Raw genomic sequence first — 24,546 nt, 5'->3', positions numbered from 1 at the left:
CACACTTTTTGTATGGTAGCACCGTTCCCCCGGATGGTCAATCTCAATTTATCCGCATTGCGGAAAAAACCGCGGAGCATGCTCCGTGACCGCACAGAAGCCATAAAAAAGGGAAGCAGCGTACGCTGCTTCCCTTTTTATCCGTCTAACCTATAAAGTTGCATAAGTTGCAAATCAGTCCAGCGGCCTAATAAAAGACGCTTATGTAGTTACCATTCTCTGTCCTGATACGGTGTATCCTCTACACCCTCATTCTTTAATTTTACAATCATGCGGTCAAGCCTGCCTCTCCACGTCTTCTTAAACCACTCTGTATGGCCAAACCACTTTACAAGCGTGGGGCTAATTGCATAATAGGTGTGGATAAATGCCCGGCCATACCACGTTTTTGCCAATGTATAGTCGCGGTAGCGGCGCAGTGTCCACACTTGTGGGCAGTCGTAGGATCCATATACAGCGGTGGCAACATAACAGCCGCTGGAAGCCTTGGGGCGTTCCGGGATTGTATAATTGGGATCGATTTCCTTAATTTTATTATGGTACTCCATAATTTGATTGATAATCTTCTCTTTGCCTTCTCCTGTGTACTGATATTCTTTTCCCCACGCGCCATTTGAATATCTGTAAGAAGCCGAGGATTCGATTTCCTTTAGAATAAAAATGATATTCTCATAACGTTGTTTGTCTGCAGAAGCATCGTCATCGCTTAAGGAAATCGCATATTTCAGCAAATCCACAGCAGCCCACGCCTGCTCCGTGTACCTATCCCATGCGGCCTTAGAGGGGTGCCCGGTAGACCCCCAGTAATCTTTTTTAATGTCGCCATTATATGCGGCTACAACAGCCTGATTGATTTTTGTCGCAATTTCAGATTTAAAATCTTTGGGCTGCACACCGCACTTGGTCAAAAGCTGCAAAGCATACAGCTGCACCTTGACACAGTTGCTTTTGATGGTGTTGGCGTTGTTCGTGCTTCCGTTTTTTGAATAGTTGTTGCAGCATAGCTGCACCAGAGCCTTGGACAGATTGGTGATCTCCTGCGATGCGCCCTTCTTGACTTCTTCCGCTTTATCTTCCGGCACATTTTCAATGGCCTTGGTAAAGCAGTTCACAGACTCTTCCACGCGAATATTGGCAAGGGTGGATTGCCAGCCTGCCGCCTTGCCCTTAAGAAACCAGGCTTCATAATTGCTGGGGTCAATCTCGATGATTTTGTTGCAGTAGTTCTCCGCTTCCTTTTGATTGCCTGCATCATAAGCGCTGTTGGCCATCACCAGATAGTTCGCTATTTTATCGCTGCTGTCAACTTTAACTGTGCCGGCGACCTCAACCGTGCCCTCTACCATCATTTTTTTGGCTTCTTCAATGGAATACTTTGTTCCGCAAGACTGACAGACAAAAACACCGTCCTGTTTCAGTAATTCTGTGCTCCCGCACATTTCACAAGTTAACTGCTTCACTTTTCCCGCTCCCTTTTTATAATTTAGTATGATGATTTTTTTGACGTTGATCGATACGGTCAACGTGATTTCGCCCTATCAAAGAAAATACAAACAGCAAGCACATACTGGCCAGAAATATTGCATTGACTATCACCGCGATTTTACCAGAGGTGCTGACCAGCGCAAATATCACGCAGAGAATGATCTGCCCGGCAATATAACACACTGAGTAAAACAACAGAGGAGTCTGCAAAAACTGTTGTTCAGGAGAGGGCTTTTCCCTCCAGGCCGTAAACCACAAAATAAGCTGCGAAAAAAACGCAATCAATGTAAAACCATAGGTAATCCACTCTGCCTTTTCCATTTCTTGGGGCAGGAGAAATACAATCAAATGCGCCAAAACAATCCCAACCAGCCATAGCAGGATTCCCAGTACTTTATTTTGCTTCATTGAATTTCCTCCCGTTTGGCACCGCACTTTGGGCAGAATTTTCCCGGGCGCTCAAACAAATAGCCACACTTGACGCAGTGTGGTACAGCCGCCACCCCGGCGCCACAATTCTCGCAAAAAGCCGCCCCCGGCATAAGCTGAGCGCCGCAGTTTTCACAGAACAAATGCATAGCGGCGGGAGCGTTCATTGTTCCAAGCACACCACCAACAGCACCGCCAACCATGCCGCTGACTGCGCCGCCGACGCCTGTCATCATGCCAAGGCCAATCCCGGCGCTGCTGAAATTGCCGGCTCCCTCGTTTTGAGCGGCCTTTTCGGCTATATCAAAACCACGTTCCTGCTGGTATGTATACCCTTCAATGGAACGCTTCTGTGCGGTTCCCTGTGCCTTAATAATTACCTTTTGCCTCTCCGCCTCTTGATCGATTACGCCTACTTGCTGACGAATTCTTGCCTCGGCAATGTCCGCATACTGGCGAAAATGCAGTTCTTTGAACTTTTCGTACTGCGGCTCTCCATCGGGCTTTACAATATTGGAGACAAAAAAGCGTTCCAGCGCAATTCCGTAATCAGCAAAGTCAGGCGTGAGCTTTTCTTTAAGTGCGGAGGAAAAATCGAGGAGCTGTTCATCTATTTCAAAAATATTTGCCTTTAACTCTCTGATACTCTGCGCTATGTATGTTTTTACCTTTGTCATCAGGAAGGCCCGGAAATATGATACCAATTTATCACGGCACATATCGTGTTCTGTGCCTACAAGTTTTGTAAGCAGCTTGATGCTGTTTTCTGCCCGTAAGCTCATTTCTCCGCTTGCGCCAATAGAGAGTGGAAACCCATAGGTCGGCTCCACATACTGTACCTTACTGTCCGTCCCCCAGCGGATTGCCATCTGCTCAATCTTGTTGATGAAGTAGACTTCACAATGAAATGCAGATTGTCCTCCAGTGGGAATGTTGATCGCATGGCGCAGCAGAGGAATATTTTCTGTTTCCAGCGTGTAACGTCCGGAGCCAAACAGGTCGAGCGGCTGTCCATTTAGAAAAAAAACAGCCTCCTGCGACTCGTGGACGATTAATTGCGAGTTGGTATTGAAGTCCTCTTTGGGATATTTCCATACAAATATTGAGTTATCCCCTTCGTATTTAATAACTTCCGCAATTGCCAAACAGTCTCACCCCTTACATAGATATAAGTTTTTTAAACGGCATTTTTATTTTTTTAACATCTATACGACCATAATAACATTTTTAAAAGTGCTAATCAAGATGTTTAAAGTTTTTAAAAAGTATATTTCTTATGGTTGCACGGTTATCCTTGTTACACAAGGAGGCGATCGGATGGATACAAACTTTGTCCGAGAGAGAATCACACAGCTCCGCATGAGAAAAGGCGTTTCAGAGTATCAAATGAGCTATGATCTCGGGCATAGCAGAGGATATGTCAATAACATCTCTTCAGGTAAATCCCTCCCATCCCTGACGGAGCTGTTCGCCATCTGTGAGTATTTTCAAATTACACTGGTTGAGTTCTTTGATGAAAATATTAGTAATCCCGCATTGTTGAAAAACGTGGTAAATGAATTGGAACAACTGAGTGAAAAGGATTTGCAGCTGATCCAAACAATTGTTGAACATTTAATACAAAGATAAAGATGAACGGTTTTATCCTTGAACCGTTCATCTTTATCTTTGTATCTCAAGCTTATTTCTTACCGATTCTCAAAATAGTGATGGGGTTTACTGGCCTATCCCACATGTATCTATAAATAAAGAGGATGGAGCAATGCTCCATCCTCTCAAAAGTGCTTTAAGCAATTAGCACTTTATTTGCCGAAATAGCGCTTCAGCAGGCCCTCAAAGGCACGGCCATGTCTCGCTTCGTCGCGGGCCATCTGTTAGTCACTTCGCATTCGCTCGTGACTAAAGTGTAGCCTTTCCAGCTTGTTTCTAAGGAAATTGTATCATTATCTGCGACTTTTGGCAAGAGATTTTGTAAGCCAAAGTTGCACAGTGTGTAAGTCTTGGCAAATAGCAACCCAAAATGTTGCACCTAAATTTGCACTTTAGGAGGCAACAGCATGGGAAGACAGAATGATGTGGGTGTATTTCAGTTGGAAAATGGTCTTTGGGCTTTTCGCTACACTTTCACAACGGATGGAAAGCGAATTTCCAAAAGAGGGAGCAAAGATGAATTCGGCGCACCACTCCGCACGAAGAAAGACGCTATAAAGGCAAGGCAAGCCGCCCTTGCTTTAGCGCAGGATGCCAGAAAGCCGAAGCCCGTAGTCAGAAAAACGGTAAAGGAAGTCTATCAAGAATACTGCGCAAACGGGCGGAAAGACAGAGCCTACCAGACAATCCGCAAGCAAGACAGTATTTGGGACAATCATCTTTGCTCCAAATTCGGCAAGCGGTTTGTGGATGAAATCAGCTCGGCAGAGGCCAATGATTACCTTTCCGAACTCTATTATGATGCAGAATATTCCTATCAATACACGGAAAATTTCTTGAAAATGTTTTACCTAATCTTTGGTCAAGCTCATTCCCGAAACTACCTTGACGGAGCTATCTATAACAAACTCTGCGTTAATAAAGATACGAAAATCAAGATGCCAAAGATGAAAACAGAGGACGATACCAGCATCATAGCGTTCAGTCGTGAGGAACTCACACTTTTGGATGACTACTTCAAGGGGACAAATGCAGAAACGGCGTATTTGCTTGGGCGGTATTGCGGTCTGCGTATCAATGAAGCCTTTGGGCTGAAATGGTCGAATGTGGATTTAGAGAATGGCACGATAACCATTGACAGGCAAATGCAGTATCAAGAGGGACTTATTAAACTCATTCCTCCCAAAACGCGCAACTCCAAACGGACAATATACCTCTGTCCCACGCTCAAAGAGCATTTGGAGGAAAAAGCTCGGCGGCGGGCAGAAGATGAAGTGAAGTTTGCCGTCTTACGCGAACAGAAGCGGCGGTTTATTGACGATCTGGACGGAAAGAAAATTGCCTCCACAGATTTGGTGAATTGTCTGCCGGACGGCACTATTCAGACAGTCAATTCTTTCAAATACCCATCCCGTGAGATAAAAAGCAAGCTGGGCATCAATTTCAAGTATCATTTTCTCCGACACACTTACGGCACGATGATGGCGGAGCTGAACACACCTACACACTTGCTTTGCAATCAGATGGGGCATGGTCACATTCATGTTACTCAGCGTTATTATCTCGCAGTTTCCAAAACGGGTATTGAAATTTTACAAGATAATCTTAATCGGCTTTAATCACTCTACGGCATCGACTTTTGACAACAATCCTCCAGAAGTATCAACTTTCTGGAGGATTGTTTTATCTTTTATTCACTTTCGTATCTGTTGGAGATTTCATTGAGGAAGTTTTTCATGCCCTCCACTACTTCGGGGGGATTGATGATTTTGGCTTTTGTGTGGAAGCCGCAGACCCACGCGTAAAACTGCTTGCTGATCTCCACGTGGGCAGATACAACAAAGTGTCCTTTGTCATCGGGACGGTAGAAAACCTCTCCTCCGTTGCCGAAACGCTCCACAGCGGTGTCCAAAAGGTCGTTGGTGAAACGGATGCTGACAAATTTATCTTCGCCGCCGAACATGGAAAAAACACGCTGGGTATAGGTTCTCATGTCGATTTTGTCATAGACGGCAGCCCCATCCCTCGCCTCATGCTTGATCTCTACGTCTTTCATGCGGTCAAGGCGGTATGTTCTCATGTCCTCTTTTTCGCTGTCGTAGGCCAACAGATAGTAATTGCCGTCGTTGATAAGCAGCTTGTACGGGCTGCGGATGTAGTCTTTTCCGCCTCTTCTGGCTACCTGAGTGGAGCGGTCATTTAGGGTGTATTTCAGATACTTAAAGCTAATTTTGCATTTTTCTTTGATTGCCCGATTGATTTTCAGCATAGAGCGCATGATGTGCTTGTTACTGGTTTTGTTGCGGCCTACAAGATAGACTTCGTTGTGCAGCTCTTCGATCTGGCTTTCGCTGCACAGGTCTTCAATGGTGGTCAGCAGATGTTCTTCTTGGCTCTTGGAAATGAACTTAGAGGCGCGGACACACTCAGCCAGAAGACGCAGTTCTTCAAAGTCGTAGGGACGGCAGACGACTTTGTAACCTCGTTTGCTGGTATCGTAGATGATTTCGTAGTTGAGGCGGTCACGATCATCAATCTCGGCTGCCGCGTCGATAGCAAAAAGCTCGTTTAGCGCGTCAATGTCACGGGCAATGGAATGGCGGTCTGCGGTGATGCCGTATTCCCGCAAATGCTCCTTGATGGCCTCGGAGCTGGCAGCATGGTCATCGTCTGTGTGCTTCAAAAGATACTGCCATACCAGTAGAGATTTGAACTTCTGGCCGGGACGCTTGCCGCCCTTGTCGCTGTTCTTGATTGGTGATGCCATGCTTGCCGCCTCCGTGATTACTTTTTCGCCATTATACCATGCTCACGGCAAAGAAAAAAGGGCAGGAATATCCCACCCCTGATGCTTATACAATTTCAAGATTTTTGATTCCGTGGCTGAGAATGATGTTTATTAACTCATTTCGGGAATAGTTGCTTTCAGCAGCGGCTTTATCAATCGCCGTCAGGGTCTCTTCTTTTATGCGGACGGTAATGACCTTGTTCCCATCTTCGCCACGGCGTTTAATTTTTAAAGTTTCATTGCTCATATCATCTCGCCTCTCAATCTACATTTCATTATAGATTGACAAAGACGAACGAAATATACTACAATAAGATTGCTATATCAATATCAACTGTGATATCAACTAACAAGAGAGGGAAGGTTACGAAAATGGCTCGTTATCGTTGTGCAGCTTGCGGCAGTCCTAATGTCGTAAAGGATAGCCAAGCAGGAGGGGTATCATACAATTACAAAAAAGGAATTATTGGTGCGGTTGTTCTCGGCACTGGTGGAGCTGTTGCAGGAATTGAAAATAAAACTCAACTGGTATATAGATGCCCAGATTGCGGCCTTACCATGACCTATCCCATGGATGAAGCCGAAAAGCTTGCTATTGATGCGGGTGTGCAGAGTGCCGCAGCGAGAGATCGTCTGACGGTATATGGTATTTCCGTGCCTTGGAATTACTTTACCAAAAAGTATGTCAATATTGAAAGCGGAGCAGCTGACGAAGAAACGAAAGCAAATGAAGCACACTCGGTTAAAATGAAAGAAATCAGCACCCAGACCATGCGGATAGTTGCTGATTCAATTATTGAGGATTATCAAATCCTTCAAGCTGAGGCGGCCCTTTTAGAAAAAGATGAGTATGATTTTGAAGGTCGTCAAGCCGCATGGGAGGCGGTATCAAAAAGCGTGTTAGATGCGCGGCGGAACGAATACGAGCAGGCAGAGCAGAAAATCCTGTCCCAACTCCGCGAAGAAGTTGAAAAGGCAAAGAAAGAACTGGAAGACAAGATAGAACACGCAAAAAACTCCCATGAAACAATGTTGGCAGAGAAAACAGCATTAGTTGAGGAACAATCTGGACTGGGGTTATTTAAGGGAAAAAGGAAGAAAGAGATTGCCCAACGGTTACAGGAATTGGAAGCGACAATGGCGGCCAATGACCTTGTGCGTAATACGGCAGAACAATCTTTTGTTAATGCTGAAAAAGAGATAACAGAAAAAGCAAATAGCAACATTGCCGCAGAAAAGGCAAAGATTGATGAGAAATATCCGTTGGAAGAAAGTCCTGCTGACCACAGAGAGAAAGTCTTAAAAAAGAAAGCTTACTTAGATGACATCAGAGAAAATGGCGGATATACGGCAAAGCAGAAGGCAGCCCGCTATATTGCTACTTATAAATTTATTGAATTTGTAACTGTGGGTTCGAAGAATCCAGTGGCATTTTCACTCCTCACAAATGAAAGAGACATAAGTGGTGACTTTGAAACCTATCCTGCTTCCGACATTGTTGAAGTGTATGAAATGCTCAAGGAGAAACTATCTGAAATTCTCGCTTCGGATGTTTCCAGTCTGGGTTTCTTCAACGAACAGACTGTTGCCGCTGCCTTGAAGGAGCTTACCGATGCAGGTGTTTTGAACCTTGTAACAATCAAATACAAACGATATTATTCGATTCAGCGATGATTTTCAGTAAAACAGGGAGCCGATTTTTCGGCTCCCTGTTCATCTATCCAAAAGAAAAGATTACAAGAGTTGTGCGTGTCCCTGAATGGCTGCTTCAATCCTCTGCGGCTCAATGCCGATGTAACGCTGTGTGACGGCGGCGGAGCTGTGCTGCAAGAGCCGCTGAACAAGGGCGATGTCGTAACCATTAGCTTTGTAGATTTCCGTGGCATACCACTTGCGGAAACTGTGGGTGCTGATGCCCTCAAAGCCTAAATAGTCACAGACGATGGCAAGTTGCTTCTGCACGGCTCGCTCCGTGATGGGGAAAATCAAGTCCTCTCTGCCGATACCGTTCCGCAGACAGTAGTTCTCGACATACTGAGCGATTACCAGCGGGACGGTGAAGACACGCCGCTTGCCCGTTTTCTGCTCCACGATTTCAAGGCGGAAGCGGTCTCCATCCCGAACAATGTCACAGGGGCGGAGTTTCACAATATCGCTGATACGCAAGCCCAAATTCCCCTCCAGAACAAGGGCGGTTGCGATACGCTCATTGGGACGGCAACCGCAGAAACCCTCTTTCATGGTCTGGATGATTTCTTTGTATTGCTCCGTGGTGAGAGCCTTTGTTTTCTTGTTCATGGTGTCCTCCAGAAGAGAAAAGTTCGTAATTTTCAGCGGTCAAGTTCGTTTGTTTGCCGCGTCAGCTTCGATGCCTTGAAATGTCTGGCTTTTGGTGTTCGTATTTGTTAGATTATAAGAACTTTGAAGAGGCGGCGGAGGTTAGTCCTCCGCCGTATCCATTTCGTTGATTTGGAGCATCGGGGAGTCGTAGTCCCCTACCACATCCAAAATCATCCTTGCCCCAAGTCGGAAACCACGGATAAAGGTGTCGCAGTCCTTTACATCTTCAAGCTGCCCTTGTTGATCGCAATGGGTTTCATACGCTTTCTTTCCAACGGCAGAAAGGTCTTTATAAAAGATGTCTGCGGTTTCGTTGGATTGCCGCACCAGTTCGGCATACGGACTCCCCTTTCGATAACCTCTATCACTGGGGGTGATTTTCCCCTCCCATAAATCCTCCAGAATATACATCTTCAAATCCTCCTATTTTCTCACTCCACGGGCTTTCTGTTGCCCGTGGAGCGTTTTTCCAGTCAGCAAGACACGGAGAAGCGGCGGGAGCTGACGGGCTTGGTGAAGTCCTTATAGAGATCAGCGTACAGACGCTTAAAGGTGGTGCTGTCGAAGCGGTTGGAGATCACGCTGGTAAAGCGGACGATGTAAGCACCAGCAACCAGCTCTTCGGTGTCCTGCCGAACCATCTCTTCCTTGATGGCCTCGCGGATGGCATCGGCTTTGGCTTTCGCCTTGGCAGCCAGATCGTCGTAGTTGTTCATGGTTTCGATCATGGTAATCATTTCGTTCTTAGTCATTGTGGTTTCCTCCGTAATCTTTATCTTTTTTTGAAGCGCGGCGTGAGTTCCTTTCGCGTCCTGCCTACTCGGAGAATGCGTTTCGCGCCCCCTTGAACTGTCTATATAATACACCTTTTTCGAGTGTAATACAATTCGCAAACTGCACAAATATTACACTTGTTTTATGTGTAATATTGACACTTGAAATGGGTGTAATTCTGTGCTAAAATAAGGACAATGGAAGAGGTCTGCAAATCGGGGCTTGCCCCAGAGGGAGGAAACAACAATGCCGATGCAGTACAAGGTTGATGTGCTTGCCATGCTCAAAGAGACTGGCTACAACACAAACAAAATCAGGAAAGAGAAGATCATGGGGGAAGCCATGCTCCAAAAGTTGAGAAGCGGTCAGATGGTGTCGTGGGCTACCCTTGAAACGCTCTGCTTACTTTTGGACTGTCAGCCGGGGGACTTGATCGAGTTTGTCAAAAACACGGAATGACGGGGCTACCCTTTCGGGACAAAAATTTTTCAGATGCCCCTTGCCGAAATCGGGTGGGCAAAACTCCCACGGAGAGACATTTTTGTTTCGGATGACGGGTTTGGCGTCTGTTCTCGACAGAAGAAAAGTCTGCCGTCAGGCGGAGGATAACGAAAAAAGGCGGAAGTCGTTCCTTTCAGAACGGCTTCCGCCTCTTGTTATTTCCAATCCTTAAAAAGATCGTCCAACGCCAAATCGAGAGCAGTTTTCATGCTCTTCTGCATAAAAGATAGAATCTCTGCTTCCAGCACAGATTTCTTCTTTTTCTTCTTATCTTTGTCTTTCTTTTTGTCGCTCACTTCAACTTCACCTCGCTGGTAAAGGTAAAGTGCGGTGTTTCTTCTGCGCCCGCTTCCTGTCGGGCGTAGTATCTCCGCATGATCTCATTTCGCGCATCTTCTAAACGCCATGCGGCAAGGGTTTCTGCGGACGGCTCGCTGGAAAGGCTGCGCCGCAAATCCTAAGTGTGTCTGATCTGCATTTCAAGCAGTTCAAGTTTGCTGTAATTCATACTGTATGAACCTCCATGGTGGTATTTACAAAGGGAAGTCCCCCTCAATCTATGTAAAATCTGCTCCATCTGGATTCATGTATTTTGCTACTGCAAAATCTCAGACAGAGTGATGGTGCTTGCAATTTCATTGATTTCGTAGCTGCGCCAGTTGTCGGCCTTGGGTATCTGCGTGTTCAGGACGGGCTTTAGCTCCCTGATGAACTCGCCCTCTTTCTCTCCCAGCTCTTCTTCGATCAGCTTGGGGGTCAGCTCTACGGCATAATACAGGACAGAAAAGCCAACTGCGTGCCTGTGCCGTTTTGCCTCTGCAAGTATGCGGTATTTGCGCTCACTTTCTGTTTTGATACCTACCCAATGCTACGCCAGACGGCGGAGCATATTTTTGCTCTTTCCAACATAGACGGTCTGGCCGTCGATGCTGATTTCGTAAATGCCTGGGTGTTCAAACTATTTCGCCCAGCCGTCGCGTTTCAGCATGGCATAAACGCGGTCTTCATAAGTTGCTCCTGAACCATGTTTCATGGTAGTCCTCCTTTGAGTTAATCTTTCTTTCGTCTGGAGGGAGGCTGACAGGCGCGGCGGCAATCTCCTGCGCCAGTTCGTAGATTTCAAAGATGTAGTCTTCTCCGATGGCGTTGAACAACAATCCTCTGCAAGCGTAGTAACAGCAACCGAACTCACGCCAGAGGGATTTGTAGGTTGCATCCCACGCGGACGCGGCGGCTTCTTTTCCCGTTTTTCCTGCTTCTTCGGCAGCCAGCCTTGCCACCTCCAAATACTCGCTTTTCTTCTGGAAGTATTGCGCCATTTCATCATCATCGGCGGCAACAGGCGTGCGGTATTTTTCTTTCCCGAACCGCTGTGTTTTCCAGAAAGTTTCTCTTCCACACTTCTGGATGATGTCGCTGCCGATCAGCCTTTTGCACCAGCTCCGCAAGGTTCGGTCTGTGACATCCACATCGTATTTCAACTGCATTTGGATTGCTCTTTCGTCCCACGGCATACTGTCAAAACTGCCGATGTCGGTAAAGGCGCAGAGGAAACAGGCGAAGTCGTATGCGTTGATCTGAACATCAAGGTTCAGCTTTCGTATCAGAATTTCTTTCAACTTCTCTTCTGGTAGATCGGGCTTTCCTGTGATCTCTACTCCGCTTCTGGAGTAGTCGTATTCATACCCCCATTTCTCAAGAGTGGCTTTCACTTTTTCTGCAAAATGCTTGCTGTCTTTTGGATTAACCGAAAGGGCTTCGGCAATCTCCTATCTTGAATAGAATCTACATTCTAACTGTTCCATCTCTTACTCCGTGCCAGACTTTCTTCTTCATGCCCCCAAAGGTTTTCCAACTATACTTTCTATTTGTGCGGAAGACGTTTGGGGGGATTCTTCTAAAAAGTGACTTTTCATCTCTTTTTCTATAATTATTATAACATTTTTTAATTAAAAAATCAAAATCAGGCACTTTTAGAGGCGGTTTTAGGGGAAAGTGACCAGATAGGCTTCCATCAGCTCATCATCAGACATGGGGCCGAACTCGGCATCCAGACGCTCACGCTCAAATCCGGCGGTTTCGTAGAACTCATACAAGATTTCCAGAAGTGCCTCCATGTAGGTGCAGTTCCATTCCTGTGCCAGCTCCACCAGCTCGGCAATTCTTGCTTCTCTCTTGGTAGTAGTCATTTTCTTTTCCTCCATTTCTTAGTTAAGCGGTCTTCTTGATTTTGTATTCCTTGATGTCGGGTGCCTTAACGGGCAGCACGGTCAGCTTGCCATCCTTGAACGTAGGGGCTTTGTCGTAGCTGGGGAACTGCTCAACGAACCAGTCAGCAACAAACTTGTAGGGGCTGGCAACGGCCTTAGACAGAGCCTTGACGGTTTCAAACACTTCCAGCAGCTCGTCTGCATTGTCGTAAGCCTTGATGTGCTTTTCCATGTTGGCGTAGGTCAGACGCTTGTTCTTGCTGGGGGTCTTGACCTCACGGCCAGCTTTGACAACGACGGACAGGGAGGGGAAGTCTTTCAGAATTTTCTTGACCAGTTTGTTTTCGGGAGTGCCGTATTCCTGAGAAGCGGAGTGAAACTTGTAGTTCATAACCAGAGTGTTGTTAGTGAAGTCGATCTTGTAACCCTTAGTAGCCATAATTTAAAATTCCTTTCTTAATTCAAATTCGTATCTGTTGGCGGATTAGAAGTTTGCGGCGGCGGGAACGGCAAACATATCGTTTTCAGCGGACTTCTTAGCAGCCAGTTCCTCGAAGTAGTTCATGTAGTCATTGACATCGGGATACTTCTTCTTGAACCATGCCAGAACTGCACGGTAGGGGTTAGCCTTGACCTTAGAGAGGTTGATCTGCTTCTGGAACTCCTTCATAACCTCGGCAGCATCGTCCTGCTCGCGGATGAAAGCAGCCATGTTTTCATAGGTCATGTTCTTGGTGATGTTCAGCTTGTTGGGGTTCTTCTTGATGGTCTTGGTTACCATCACAGCCTCGGGGAACATGGCCTTGTATTCACGCCAGAGCTTGAATTCGTCGGTGCCGAAGATGGAAGAGTTCTTCTGGAAAGCCTTGGTAACCTGGGCGGTGGTCTCGTCGATGTAACGGATGGTGTTCTTGTTGGTAGTCATAGTAGTAATCTCCTTTTAATCATTTATTTTTTGTTTTTGTTGGGGTTTTGTGTTCCCCTGTTTTCTGACTTAAGTATAACAAATTTCCATTTTATACTTGGCACATAACTGTGCCTCGTGGTATAATGATAAAAGAAAAATAAAGCCTCTTTTTTGAGGCTTTTTAACCGTAGAATATGGGTGGCGGCGGAGCGGAAAATACGGTTGCTTTAAGGCGAGCCGCCGCAGGACTTCTATGTGACTACTGGACACTACAATGTTGAGGTTTTATACCGCGAAGTTATAGAAAGTAGTCAAAAGTTGATGGCGTATTCCGTTTAAGATGAAATTGAGTGCTGTAAGCACTTGATGATAGAGTTGCACATTTTGAAGTTGCACATTTGCAGGATTACACACATGCAAAAACAAGCGCGTTGCACATTAGGTTGCACGGCTCTCGGCGGCGGGCAAAAAAAGAGGAAGCAGAATTGCTTCTGCTTCCCCTTGGAAATGCTGTATTTTGATTAGCCGAAGTAACGAGCCAGCAGACCCTCAAAGGCCTTGCCGTGTCGGGCCTCATCCCTTGCCATTTCATGAACCGTGTCATGAATCGCATCCAGGTTCAGCTCCTTGGCCTTCTTGGCCAGCTCGAACTTACCCATGGTGGCGCCGTTCTCAGCCTCGACCCGCATCTCCAGGTTCTTCTTGGTGGAGTCGGTGACTACCTCGCCTAACAGCTCGGCAAACTTGGCGGCGTGCTCAGCCTCTTCATAGGCGGCCTTCTCCCAGTACAGGCCGATCTCAGGATAGCCCTCGCGGTGAGCGACACGGGCCATGGCCAGATACATACCGACCTCGGAGCACTCGCCGTTGAAGTTGGCCCGCAGACCCTCCTTGATCTCCTCGGGAACGTCTTTTGCAACACCCACCACGTGCTCGGCAGCCCAGCTCATCTCACCCTTCTGCTCGGTGAACTTGGCGCCGGGGACGCCGCACTGGGGGCACTTCTCGGGGGGAACATCGCCTTCATGTACATAGCCGCAAACAGGGCAAACCCACTTCTTCATAACTCATATCCTCCTGATTTTTAAAAATAAGTCCTGCTCTTCTATTCTTATATCACTGATCTTCCGCCATCCGGTTTTCCGGCGGCTTGTTTGGTATGGTCTGAGTATATCAGTTGGCCCCCAAAAAATCCAGTTGCTTTTGCAACAAGAATAGAAGTTCAAAGAAATTTCACAATTTGCCGGTTTTTGTCAAATCAAACCTGAAAAAACAGGGCGGCTCCGGCTGATCCGGAACCGCCCCGCATGTTTCGTTTATCCGGCGGTTTACTCCGCTTCCGCCAGCGCCTTGGCCTCTGCAATCGCCTTCTCCTGCGCGGCGGGAGGGCAATCCTCATAGCGCACGAAGTGGAAGGTGAAACTGCCCCGGCTCTGGGTCATGGCCCGCAGATCGATGGCATAGCTGCCCATCTCGGCCATGGGCACCTCGGCGGTGATGACCTGATCGCCGTCCCCGGTGGGGTCCATGCCCATGACGCGGCCGCGGCGCTTGTTGAGGTCGCCGATGACGTCGCCCATATAGTTGTCGGGCACCGTGACCTTCAGCTCGCCCACCGGCTCCAGCAGCACGGGGTTGGCCTCAGGCAGCGCGGCCTTGTAGGCCAGCTGCGCGGCGGTCTTGAACGCGATTTCGGAGGAGTCCACAGGGTGGTAAGACCCATCGTAGAGCACCGCCTTCAGATTCACCACCGGGTATCCGGCCAGAGGCCCGTGGATGCGGGCCTCCCGCAGTCCCTTTTCCACGGCGGGGAAAAAGTTTCTGGGCACGCTGCCGCCGAACACCTCCTCGGCAAAGATCAGGTCCTCGGCCTCCTCGCAGGGTTCAAAGCGGACCCACACATCGCCGAACTGACCGCTGCCGCCGGTCTGCTTCTTGTGGCGGCCCTGCTTCTGGACGGTCTTGCGGATTTTCTCACGATAGGGCACCCGGGTGGGCTTGAGCTCTGCTTCCACATTGAAGCGGCTCTTCAGCTTGCTGACCAGCACGTCGATCTGCATATCGCCCGCGCCGGAGACCACCATCTGGTGGGTCTCGGCGTTGTTGGTCACGGTGAAGGTGGGGTCTTCCTCGTTCAGGCGGGTCAGACCCTGGGCGATCTTATCCTCCTGGCCCCGGGTCTTGGGTACGATGGCCACGGAGTAGCAGGGCTCTGCAAAGGGAATCCCCTTGAGCGCCACCACCTTCCGGGGATCGCAGAGGGTATCGCCGGTCTTGACCTTATCCATCTTGCCGATGGCGCCGATGTCGCCGCAGGTGAGCTCCTTGACCTCGGTGGCCTTCTTACCCCGCATCACATACAGCCGGCCCAGCTTTTCATTGGCGCCGGTGCGGGAGTTGACCAAGCTCACATCCGCCGTCACCGTGCCCGAGAGCACCTTGACGAAGGAGTACTTGCCGTACTGGTCCGAGACGGTCTTGAACACAAAGGCCGTGGGCACGCCGCCGGGGGAGACCACAAACTCCTCGGTCTCGCCGTCCTGGCGGGTGGCCTTGTGGTAGTTGCCCTCCATGGGGTTGGGCAGCAGGTCCACAATATAATCCATCAGCATCAGAGAACCCATGCAGTTGACGGCGGAGCCGCACAGCACAGGGAACATGCTCAGCTCCCGGACGCCCTGGCGCAGGCCCTGAATCATCTCGGCATAGGTGAAGTCCTCGCCGCCGAAGAATTTGTCCATGAACTCCTCGCTGGTCTCGGCCACAGACTCCTTCAGGGCGTTGTTGAACTCCTCAATGACATCTCCCTTGCCCTCGGGAATGTCGATCTCCACACGCTTAAGGTTCTGCATCTCGTAGGCGCGCTTGTTGACCACGTCGATGATGCCGGTGACCCGTTTGTCCTCATCCCAGATGGGCACGATCACAGGCGCGATCTTGTTGCCAAACCGCTGGCGCAGCGCGTCAAAGGTGGCGTTGTAGTCGCTGTTGTCCTCATCGGTTTTGGAGATATAGATAAAGCGCGGCATATTGCGCTCTTCGCAGTACTTCCAGGCCTTCTCCAGACCCACGCTGATGCCGTCCTTGGCAGAGCAGACAATGATGGCCGCGTCGGCCGCCCGCAGCGCCTCCATCACCTCGCCGGCAAAATCAAAGCCGCCCGGGGTGTCCAGGACGTTGATCCTACAGCCCTTGTACTCCAGCGGGGCCACCGCAGCGGAAATGGAAATCTGGCGCTTGACCTCTTCCGGATCATAGTCGCAGACGGTATTGCCGTCGACAGCCTTGCCCATCCGGTCAATGGCACCGGTCATATAAAGCAGGCTCTCCGCCAGGGCGGTCTTTCCGCTCCCACCGTGTCCCAGCAGACAGACGTTGCGGATGTTTTGTACAGAATAGCTCATGATCTTTCCACTCCTTATGTTTGGACTGTCGCACATTCCGGACCATGGCGCCCACACGCCCTGTTTCCCTCCGGAATTCTTGCCTAATGTATAAATTATACAACGACTGCCGGAGCAATACAACTATAAGTTTGGCAGTATCACCATTTTCTACGCCCGCGTAGAAAATCCCCGCCTTTTGTGCACGTAGACGCAAAAGGCGGGGCGTTCCATCAGAAGTGATTGACCCATCCGGAGAGCAAAAACGCGGGCACCAGCCACAGCAGCAGGAAAATCAGCAGGTTCAGCGGCGTGAGCAGGGTGTAGGCCCCCACAAAGCTCAGATAAAAGCTGAGCACCGTCCCCGCCACGCTGCCCAACAGCGCCAAAAAGGAGCTGCGGGAGGCCGCCTTGCAGTAGCGGCGGCTGCCGGCCACCGTCTCCACATAGGGCATCAGCCCCTCCCGAAACACCAGCGCGGCGGGCCGCCCCTTGTAGTCCGCCTGTTCCGAAAGGGCCAGCCGGTCGGAAAGCGGCGGATACTCCACCTTGGCGGAGGAGCCGAACTTCCGCTTCAAAAGCGCCGGGTTGATGTTGCTGTCCCGGGAGCACAATATTGCCGTCAGATGGCTGCGGCGCATAGCCCTCAGCGCCCACTCCACATTTTCCGACACCAGGTACTTAACGGCAAACACCGCCACCAGCTGCCGGTCCACGGCAAGGTAGACGCCGGTCTTCAGATTCAGCCCGCCGGGCAGGCGCACGTCCATCTTCCGCATAAAGGAGGCGGATCCAAGGAGGGCCGTCTCGCCGTGGATGGTGGCGGAGACGCCGCCCTCTTCATAAAAGCTGAAGTCGTCTATTTGCTCAATCCGCCCCCCCTCGCTTGACAGGAGGCTGTCAAAGAGGCGCCTCAGCCCGCTGCCCGAAGCCTGGGCCAGGCTGGCGGCGTAGGAGACCACCTTGCGCATCTCCTCGCCGAAGACCTTGACGCCGTTGAGACTGACTGTTCCCGGCGGGAACAGGTCGCTGTCCGTCACCACCATGGTCCGCTTTTTCCCGATCCGCTCCGCTCCGGCGTAGCCGGCCACGGCGCTGCCGTTTTTCTGAAGCCGGCGGGAGAGCTTGGCATAGGCCAGCTTGTCCGCCAGCGGAAGCGTAAAGGTGGCGCCGGCGCAGAGGATGGCCGACCAGCACCAGAGAAAATCCTGAGCGTGCTTCTGACCCACCGACGCCAGCACGGCAAATACCAGCGTGGCGGTCAGGATCACCGGCAGCAGAATGGACTGGCGGCGGGAAACCGTGCTGGGCCGCTCCGTGTCGTTGAAAAAGCCGGTCACTTCCCCTTTTTGCTTGCAGGCCCCGTCGGAGGTATCCGCCACCAGATAAGGCGGGTCCGGGTCCATGGCGGCGGTGCGGTAGCTGTCATAGCGGCCGCAGGCCTCCTTCTCCTGCCCCCACATGGCAAACACCATGGCGGCGCAGGCTGCGGCGGCAAAGGGCTCCGCCTCGCAGCGCTGGGCCAAAAAGGGCTGGGTAATGCAGTCCAGGGCAGTCACCACGCAGGACAGGCCCACTACTATCTCCGGCGTACAGCGGCGGTGTCCCAGGGCGTAAAACCCCTCCCGGAACACACCCCAGCCAAGCACGCAGATCACTGCCACAGCGGCAAACTGTACCAAGGCGCGGAGCAGATTGTCCCCCGTCCAGAAGGGCATCTCCACTCCCCCCGCCTCCAGCCCCAGCAGGGTGCACAGGATAAGCGTGATCACTGTGGCGGCGGGGATGGGGCGGTGGCTCCGGCGGCGGAGCCTGCGGTATACGTCCGCGGCCTCCACCAGGGTCGGTTCCTCCGGCTCGGGTTCCGGTTCCGGCTCAGGTTCTGGGGGCGGCGGCAGCTCCTCCGTGTCCTCCACCGGCCGGCGGGAAAAGAGGAACCTGCGCCGAGGCCGCTCCTCCAGAATCTCATCTTCCTCCGCCAGCACGGAGTCCACCGTGCTGCCCACGATCTCCTCCATGCTGATGGGCCGGGGAGGGCGCGGCAGCTCCTCCGGCTTCGCCGGAAGTCCTTCCTCCCGGAAGCTTGTCTTCTCCGGAGGGCCGTCCCCGGGAGCAGGCTCTTTGGCCACAATAGCCTCCCGCGGAGGCTCTCCGCCGCGCGGCGGCTCAGGCCGGGCCTCCGGCTCTTCCTCCGCAGCGACGGGAGGCACAATCCCCTTTCCGTACTCCGAGAGAATCGCCTCAAGGGAAAACTCCGGGTCGCCTTTTGGCACCCTTGTGCCGCCTAAGAGCTCTTTCGTGTCGGCAAGAGGATCATATTGGTCTTTTTCTTCTCTGTTGCGCATCAAATCTCACCCAAGGCTGAAGTCCTGTTCTCTCATGAAAGGCGCTGGCGCACCGCCTCGTAGAGGAGGATGGCCGCAGCGGCGGAGGCGTTGAGGGAGCTGATCTTCCCCCGCATGGGAATGCTGACCAGAAAGTCGCAGTTCTCAACCACCAGCCGGCTCATCCCGTCCCCCTCGCTGCCGATAACCACGGCGGCGGGCCCCTTCAGGTCGGCGTCGTACAGGGCCGTGCCCCCTTCTGCGGCGGTCCCGAAAATCCAGATCCCCTGCTTTTTCAAATCCTTTAAAAGGGACGGGATGTTCGGCACCCGGGACACCGCCATATGCGCCACCGCTCCAGCGGAGGTCTTCCCCACCACCGCGGTCAGACCGGCGCTGCGCCGCTTGGGGATGATGACGCCGTGGGCCCCGGCGCACTCCGCGGTCCGGATGATCGCGCCTAAGTTGTGGGGGTCGGAAATCTCATCACAGACCACAAGCAGCGGCGCCTCTCCCCGCTCTTCAGCGATGCGCAGAATCTCCTCCACCGCCACGTACTCCCGCACCGCCGCCAGGGCGATGACGCCCTGGTGGGCGTGGGTACGGCTCATGGCGTCCAACTTCCGCCGGTCCGCCTCCACCACCACGACGCCGGCGGCACGGGCCGTGGATGCGATGTGGCCAAGGGTCTTGTCCGTCTCTCCCTTTTGCAGGTATATTTTATCAATGCGTTCACCGGCCCGCAGCGCCTCGATCACCGCATTGCGGCCCTCGATGATGCCGTCTGCCTCGGCAAAACTGTTCTTTTCCATGAAATGACTCCTTTTTCAAGGACCGGAGCGCCGCGTGTTCCGGCGGAATCCGTCCATACTATAAAAGCGCCAAAAGCGCCTCGCGGCCTCCCGTCAAAAAATCATCCTGTCTCATGCGGCCGCGAGGTGCCGGGAAACCCGTGAAGCTCCAAAGCCGTCTCCGGCAATGCGCCGCGGGCCCGCGGTATCTTCAGAAAATCAACCAGAATGACTGTATCGCGGTTATTATACCATGTGCCCGGGACAAGATAAAGCAAATTCACAGAAATTTCATAGAAAATACCCGCTCCCGCCTTGTAGCTTTTGGCTTTGTGTGCTATACTTCCATTGTTTTTAGGAAGAATTCCGCAATCGTTTTTCTGACATTGACTGGAAAATTGTTCTCCTGAAAGGAGTTTATCTGCATGGATCAAAAAAACCGGAATAACCGCGGCGGCGGTGGAGGCGGCAGCGGCGGCAACTGGAGGGGGATTCTCTCCCTGGTGGCCTGGGCGCTGCTGCTGACCGTGATCTTCAGCTACACCGGCTCTTACATGAACAAGAGCATGGACGCCTCCGCGCAGATCGAGATTGAGTACAGCGAATTCATCCAGATGGTGGAGGACGGCCATGTGGCCGGCGTAGAGCTGGACGACAGCACCGGACTGCTGCTGGTCACGCCGGAGGATGGATACACCTACACCGACGCGGACGGCAACGCCCATGACAAGAACTACCAGCTCTATACCAAGCAGCTGGAGTCCAACGACACCACCCTTGCCTTTTTGCGGGAAAACGGCGTGGAGCGGTATAAGTCCGACTACGTTCCTCAGATCAGTCCCATTCTCACCTTCCTGATCTCCACCATTGTTCCCTTCCTGCTCATCATGCTGCTGCTCTCTTTGTTCATGCGGGTGATGATGAAAAAGAGCGGCGGTGGCGGCTTCGGCGGCATCGGCAATGTGGGCAAGTCCAACGCCAAGGTTTACATGGAAAAGCAGACCGGCGTCACCTTTAAGGACGTGGCGGGCCAGGATGAGGCCAAGGAGTCCCTGACGGAGATCATCGACTTTCTTCACAATCCCCAGAAGTATACGGAGATCGGCGCAAAGCTGCCCAAGGGCGCGCTGCTGGTGGGCCCTCCGGGCACCGGCAAGACGCTGCTGGCCAAGGCCGTGGCGGGCGAGGCCAACGTGCCCTTTTTCTCCATCTCCGGCTCCGACTTTGTGGAAATGTTCGTGGGCGTGGGCGCCAGCCGTGTCCGCGACCTCTTTAAGGAGGCCAGCAAGGTGGCGCCCTGCATCGTCTTCATCGACGAGATCGACACCATCGGCAAATCCCGCGACAACCGCATGGGCGGCAACGACGAGCGGGAGCAGACGCTGAACCAGCTGCTGGCGGAGATGGACGGCTTTGACCCCACCAAGGGCGTCATCCTTCTGGCCGCCACCAACCGTCCGGAGGTGCTGGACCAGGCGCTGCTGCGGCCGGGCCGCTTTGACCGGCGCATCACCATCGACCGGCCCAATCTGGCCGGCCGCCTGGCCACGCTGGAGGTCCATACCCGCAACATCCGCCTCAGCGAGGATGTGAATTTGAAAAAGGTGGCCCTTGCCACCGCAGGCTGCGTTGGCGCGGACCTTGCAAACCTGGTGAACGAGGCCGCCCTCCGGGCCGTCCGCCTGGGCCGCAAGGCCGTCAATCAGGAGGACCTGCTGGCCGCCTTTGAGCTGGTCATCGCCGGCACGGAGAAAAAGGGCAGCGTCCTCACGGAATTTGAGAAAAAGTTAGTGGCCTATCACGAGGTGGGCCATGCCATGGTGGCCTACAAGCAGAAAAACACCGAGCCGGTGCAGAAGATCACCATTGTCCCCCATACCCAGGGCTCTTTGGGCTATACGCTGCTGATGCCCGAGGAGGACAAGACGGAACTGCGCACAAAGGACGAGCTGATGGCCAAGATCACTGTCTCCATGGGCGGCCGCGCCGCCGAGGAGGTAGTGCTGAACACCATGACCAACGGCGCCTCCCAGGACATCCAGGACGCCACCAACGTGGCCCGGAACATGGTGGCCATGTTCGGCATGAGCGAGGAGTTCGGCATGATGGCCCTGGCCTCCCGGCGCAACCAGTATTTGGACGGCGGCTACGGAATGGACTGTGCCCAGGATACCGCCGCGGCCATGGATAAGGCGGTCAAGCAGATTCTGGACCAGTGCTACAAGCAGGCGGTGGAAATTTTGAAGGCCAACCGGGAGGATATGGACAAGGTGGTAGCCTACCTGCTGGAGAAGGAGACCATCACCGGCGGCGAGATGGTGGCCATCCTGGAGGGCCGGGACCCTGAGCAGGTGGAGGATGCCTATGCCTCCACCCATCCCCGGGGCGGCGAGATTGAGCCGGCCGCCAGAAAGGTCCATATGATTTCCCAGAAGATCGAGGCGCCGGAGGAGGTCAGTCCCGAGTCGGAGGTTTCGGACGAGGAACCGGCGGAGGAAGCGTCCGGCACAGCGGAGGAGGGGACATCGGAGCCCCCCCAAACCCCGGACCGGCAGCAATAATCAAAAAGGCGCGCCAAATGGCGCGCCTTTTCCATCTTTTCTTTTTCCACAGCCCCTGCGTCCCAATGCATTCAGCCTCTGCTAACCGGAGGTTGACAAAAATCAACGGCCGGTTGGTGGCCTTTTTCCCCCGCTCCCTGCTATACTCCATGGTGTAAAGGAGGTCGCCCGAATGACCATTGGACAGAGAATCGCACAAAAGAGAAAAGAGCAGAACCTCTCCCAGGAATCCCTGGGGGATGCGCTGGGCGTCTCCCGGCAGGCCATCTATAAATGGGAGAGCGACGCCACGCTGCCGGAGATTGAAAAGCTGATCGCCATGAGCCGCCTGTTCCGCGTATCCGTGGGATGGCTGTTGGGCGTGGAGGAGGAGCTTCCTTCGGACCTCCCGCCGGCTGAGCTGACAGACACCCAGCTGAAGATGGTGGAAGAGATTGTGGAGCGGTATATCCAGGCCCAGCCTCCGGCAAAAAAGTCCTCCTGGGGAAAGTGGGACGTGCGCATCCTGTTCGCCCTTTGCGGCATCCTGCTGGCTCTGCTGATGGGTATGAACAGCCGGGTAAAGCAGTTGGACAGCAATTACGACAGCCTGCAAAACTCCATCTCCCGGGTGGAGCGGAGCGTGGACAGCCAGATCGGAGGCATCTCCGGCCGGGTGGAGGAGATTCTGAAAGCGCAGAACAGCCTCACTGCCGACTATGGAGCGGAGATTGCCAGCGCGGATCTGAAGGAAAACCGCATCACTTTCTCCGTCCACGCCGTGCCCAAAACCTATACGGAGGGAATGTCCGTGGAGTTCTCCATCGACAACGGCACGGACAGCGTCTCCTACATTCCCGGGGAGAGGGCAGCAAACGGCGGCTTCACCGCCACGCTGGCCTGCCGCCTTACGGACAGCATCAACATCTCCGCCGTGTTCACCTCTGCCGACGGCACCCGCCAGACTCAGCTCCTGGAGCGCTTTGGCGACCTGTATACCAGCACCCTCCCCGCCGTGGATCTGATGACCTATGACCATCTGCTGTATCAGAAGGTGGATGAGAGCGGCCGGATCCCCCTGCCGGAAACCTATGTCAGCACCCGGCCGGCCTTTTCCGTGTACGCCGTCAACGGCGACATCGGCCAGTCGGAGATTGGCTCGGTGCGGGTGGGCCTATTTAAAAACCGCAGCCTGATCGCATGGCTGGAGCCCTGCGATCAGCCGGACAGCTTTCACGGCGACCTGGAGGATTTCTCCTTTTTCCGTCTGACGGGAGGAACCTATATCACTATGACAAAGGACTCCGATCAGCTCTGCTTTGCCGCCGTGGTGACGGATGAGTACGGCCGGGAGCTGGTGTACAGCGACATCCCCTACATCCTTCAGGATGGGGAGCTGACCTGGCCCAATACTTCGGACATCAGCAACCACGATCCCGCCGACTGGCGGTATTGAGCGCTGCACAGCAAAAAATGCCGCCGGAGCACTGCTCCGGCGGCCCTTTTCACAAGTTCCGGTTCATCCCCTGTGCAGCTTCCACAGCAGCGGCTCAAAATCCACTCCCTCCCGCACCGGCAGGTTCTGGGGCGCCGAGTAAGCCGCGCAGTCGCGCACAAATTCCACCGCGTCGGACACGGCTTCCATCAAGCCGCGGCCTCTCACCAGCGCACCTGTCAGAACGCTGGCAAACACGTCTCCCGTCCCGTGAAACTCCCTGGTCTCAAAGGTGGTCTGAATGATCTCCGTCTTTCCGCCGCGCGCGTCAAAGCAGGCGGCGCCGATCTTTGCGGGTTCCAAAGAGACGCCGGTGAGCACCACGGACCGTCTCCCGTTCAGGCTCAGTTTCTCCACGCATCGGCAGTATCCGTGCGCATCGGTGCGCAGCGCTTCATAGGGAACTCCCAGCAAAAAGGCCGCCTCCGTCAGATTGGGGGTGATGACGTCCGCCAGCGTGGCCATCCGCGCCATGGCGTCGCACATGGCCGGCGTGTAGGTGGCATAGCTCTGCCCGTGGTCCCCCATCACCGGGTCCACCACGACCACAGTGGACTCGTCCCGGCGAAAGGTTCGGATGAACTCCGCCGTGATCTCCATCTGCCGCTCACTGCCCATGAAACCGCTGTAGATGGCGTCGAAGCGCAGCCCTAACTCTCTCCAGTGGGCCGCCACCTTGGGCATCTCATCGGTCATATCCAAAAAGGTGTAGCCGGTGAACCCGCCGGTGTGGGTGGACAGAAAGGCCGTGGGCAGCGGACAGCACTGAACGCCCATGGCGGAGAGCACCGGGATCGCCACGGTGAGGGAGCAGCGGCCAAATCCTGACATATCGTGGATGGCGGCAACGCGGGGAGTTGGCATTTTGTTCATCTCCAAATACAATCAAATTGTTTTTATTATACGTTGTTTTTTTCTGTTGTTCAAGC

Annotated in this window: 24 protein-coding genes and 1 pseudogene; 6 read left to right on the top strand and 19 right to left on the bottom strand. The window is 52.8% G+C overall.

Features of this window, described 5'->3' with window-relative positions:
• Positions 1–209: 209 nt before the first annotated feature.
• Genes KQI82_RS04580 through KQI82_RS04570 form a run of 3 tightly spaced genes read right to left on the bottom strand, consistent with a single transcriptional unit; the run spans position 210 to position 3,059 of the window.
• Positions 210–1,460 carry a tetratricopeptide repeat protein gene (locus tag KQI82_RS04580; RefSeq protein ID WP_216631710.1) on the bottom strand — a complete coding sequence of 417 codons (1,251 nt, stop codon included), beginning with the start codon at positions 1,458–1,460 and terminating at the stop codon, positions 210–212.
• Positions 1,461–1,476: 16 nt separating this feature from the next.
• Entirely contained in the window at positions 1,477–1,893 is a 417-nt protein-coding gene (locus KQI82_RS04575; protein WP_216631709.1) for a hypothetical protein, read from the bottom strand.
• Positions 1,890–3,059, bottom strand: a complete 1,170-nt coding sequence (locus tag KQI82_RS04570; RefSeq protein ID WP_216631708.1) for an SPFH domain-containing protein — start codon at positions 3,057–3,059, stop codon at positions 1,890–1,892. Before KQI82_RS04570 ends, KQI82_RS04575 begins: the two co-directional genes overlap by 4 nt.
• A 172-nt stretch (positions 3,060–3,231) precedes the next feature.
• Between KQI82_RS04570 and KQI82_RS04565 the strand changes: the two genes are divergently transcribed.
• Positions 3,232–3,543, top strand: a complete 312-nt coding sequence (locus tag KQI82_RS04565) for a helix-turn-helix domain-containing protein (RefSeq protein ID WP_216631707.1) — start codon at positions 3,232–3,234, stop codon at positions 3,541–3,543.
• A 173-nt stretch (positions 3,544–3,716) separates the two neighbouring features.
• Here KQI82_RS04565 and KQI82_RS04560 read toward each other — a convergent pair.
• Positions 3,717–3,788 (bottom strand): annotated as a pseudogene (locus KQI82_RS04560) (NADH peroxidase); the annotation flags it as partial.
• A gap of 183 nt (positions 3,789–3,971) precedes the next feature.
• Between KQI82_RS04560 and KQI82_RS04555 the strand changes: the two are divergent.
• Positions 3,972–5,183, top strand: coding sequence for a tyrosine-type recombinase/integrase (locus tag KQI82_RS04555; RefSeq protein WP_216631706.1), 1,212 nt, complete (start codon positions 3,972–3,974; stop codon positions 5,181–5,183).
• Positions 5,184–5,254: 71 nt separating this feature from the next.
• Here KQI82_RS04555 and KQI82_RS04550 read toward each other — a convergent pair whose 3' ends face one another.
• Positions 5,255–6,331, bottom strand: coding sequence for a helix-turn-helix transcriptional regulator (locus tag KQI82_RS04550; protein WP_216631705.1), 1,077 nt, complete (start codon positions 6,329–6,331; stop codon positions 5,255–5,257).
• A gap of 85 nt (positions 6,332–6,416) precedes the next feature.
• Positions 6,417–6,599: a ribbon-helix-helix protein, CopG family gene (locus KQI82_RS04545; RefSeq protein ID WP_216631704.1), complete on the bottom strand. Its 183-nt coding sequence runs from the start codon at positions 6,597–6,599 to the stop codon at positions 6,417–6,419.
• Between the two features lie 125 nt (positions 6,600–6,724).
• On the opposite strand from KQI82_RS04545, the gene KQI82_RS04540 reads away from it, so the two are divergent.
• On the top strand, positions 6,725–8,026 hold the full coding sequence (locus KQI82_RS04540) for a hypothetical protein (RefSeq protein ID WP_216631703.1): 1,302 nt from the start codon (positions 6,725–6,727) through the stop codon (positions 8,024–8,026).
• A gap of 60 nt (positions 8,027–8,086) precedes the next feature.
• Here the strand turns inward: KQI82_RS04540 and KQI82_RS04535 are convergent, their stop codons facing one another.
• The 3 genes from KQI82_RS04535 to KQI82_RS04525 form a co-directional block, all read right to left on the bottom strand.
• On the bottom strand, positions 8,087–8,650 hold the full coding sequence (locus tag KQI82_RS04535) for a tyrosine-type recombinase/integrase (RefSeq protein ID WP_241426614.1): 564 nt from the start codon (positions 8,648–8,650) through the stop codon (positions 8,087–8,089).
• 141 nt (positions 8,651–8,791) lie between these two features.
• Positions 8,792–9,103, bottom strand: coding sequence for a DUF6809 family protein (locus tag KQI82_RS04530; protein WP_216631702.1), 312 nt, complete (start codon positions 9,101–9,103; stop codon positions 8,792–8,794).
• A gap of 62 nt (positions 9,104–9,165) precedes the next feature.
• The gene (locus KQI82_RS04525; RefSeq protein ID WP_216631701.1) at positions 9,166–9,444 is read right to left on the bottom strand and encodes a hypothetical protein; all 279 of its coding nucleotides are present in this window, start codon (positions 9,442–9,444) and stop codon (positions 9,166–9,168) included.
• A gap of 268 nt (positions 9,445–9,712) precedes the next feature.
• Between KQI82_RS04525 and KQI82_RS04520 the strand changes: the two genes are divergently transcribed.
• On the top strand, positions 9,713–9,925 hold the full coding sequence (locus KQI82_RS04520; protein WP_216631700.1) for a helix-turn-helix domain-containing protein: 213 nt from the start codon (positions 9,713–9,715) through the stop codon (positions 9,923–9,925).
• A gap of 197 nt (positions 9,926–10,122) precedes the next feature.
• On the opposite strand, the gene KQI82_RS04515 is transcribed toward KQI82_RS04520, so the two are convergent.
• From KQI82_RS04515 to rlmB, 9 genes are all read right to left on the bottom strand, one after another.
• On the bottom strand, positions 10,123–10,263 hold the full coding sequence (locus tag KQI82_RS04515; RefSeq protein WP_216631699.1) for a hypothetical protein: 141 nt from the start codon (positions 10,261–10,263) through the stop codon (positions 10,123–10,125).
• Positions 10,264–10,971: 708 nt separating this feature from the next.
• Positions 10,972–11,679: a hypothetical protein gene (locus KQI82_RS04510; protein ID WP_216559281.1), complete on the bottom strand. Its 708-nt coding sequence runs from the start codon at positions 11,677–11,679 to the stop codon at positions 10,972–10,974.
• Positions 11,680–11,952: 273 nt separating this feature from the next.
• Entirely contained in the window at positions 11,953–12,156 is a 204-nt protein-coding gene (locus tag KQI82_RS04505; protein ID WP_216559278.1) for a hypothetical protein, read from the bottom strand.
• A gap of 22 nt (positions 12,157–12,178) precedes the next feature.
• Positions 12,179–12,616, bottom strand: coding sequence for a hypothetical protein (locus tag KQI82_RS04500; protein ID WP_216559275.1), 438 nt, complete (start codon positions 12,614–12,616; stop codon positions 12,179–12,181).
• Positions 12,617–12,661: 45 nt separating this feature from the next.
• Entirely contained in the window at positions 12,662–13,102 is a 441-nt protein-coding gene (locus tag KQI82_RS04495) for a hypothetical protein (RefSeq protein ID WP_216559272.1), read from the bottom strand.
• A gap of 503 nt (positions 13,103–13,605) precedes the next feature.
• Entirely contained in the window at positions 13,606–14,148 is a 543-nt protein-coding gene (locus KQI82_RS04490) for an NADH peroxidase (RefSeq protein ID WP_216559269.1), read from the bottom strand.
• A 264-nt stretch (positions 14,149–14,412) separates the two neighbouring features.
• Entirely contained in the window at positions 14,413–16,488 is a 2,076-nt protein-coding gene (locus KQI82_RS04485) for an elongation factor G (RefSeq protein WP_216559266.1), read from the bottom strand.
• A 212-nt stretch (positions 16,489–16,700) separates the two neighbouring features.
• The gene (locus tag KQI82_RS04480) at positions 16,701–18,812 is read right to left on the bottom strand and encodes a hypothetical protein (protein ID WP_216559263.1); all 2,112 of its coding nucleotides are present in this window, start codon (positions 18,810–18,812) and stop codon (positions 16,701–16,703) included.
• Positions 18,813–18,844: 32 nt separating this feature from the next.
• Positions 18,845–19,603: a 23S rRNA (guanosine(2251)-2'-O)-methyltransferase RlmB gene (gene rlmB, locus KQI82_RS04475; protein WP_216559261.1), complete on the bottom strand. Its 759-nt coding sequence runs from the start codon at positions 19,601–19,603 to the stop codon at positions 18,845–18,847.
• Between the two features lie 404 nt (positions 19,604–20,007).
• On the opposite strand from rlmB, the gene ftsH reads away from it, so the two are divergent.
• The gene (gene ftsH, locus KQI82_RS04470) at positions 20,008–22,143 is read left to right on the top strand and encodes an ATP-dependent zinc metalloprotease FtsH (protein ID WP_216559258.1); all 2,136 of its coding nucleotides are present in this window, start codon (positions 20,008–20,010) and stop codon (positions 22,141–22,143) included.
• Positions 22,144–22,315: 172 nt separating this feature from the next.
• A complete protein-coding gene (locus tag KQI82_RS04465; RefSeq protein ID WP_216559255.1) occupies positions 22,316–23,578 on the top strand; it encodes a helix-turn-helix domain-containing protein in 1,263 nt (420 codons plus the stop codon).
• A 63-nt stretch (positions 23,579–23,641) separates the two neighbouring features.
• On the opposite strand, the gene KQI82_RS04460 is transcribed toward KQI82_RS04465, so the two are convergent.
• Positions 23,642–24,490 (bottom strand): pyridoxamine kinase, encoded by an 849-nt coding sequence (locus KQI82_RS04460; protein WP_241426787.1) that lies wholly within the window; start codon positions 24,488–24,490, stop codon positions 23,642–23,644.
• Positions 24,491–24,546 lie beyond the last annotated feature (56 nt).

This window comes from Dysosmobacter acutus (assembly GCF_018919205.1).
Classification (GTDB): Bacteria; Bacillota; Clostridia; order Oscillospirales; family Oscillospiraceae; genus Oscillibacter; species Oscillibacter acutus.
The sequence above is the reverse complement of the archived record's forward strand: the minus strand, read 5'-3'. Positions and strand labels throughout refer to the sequence as shown.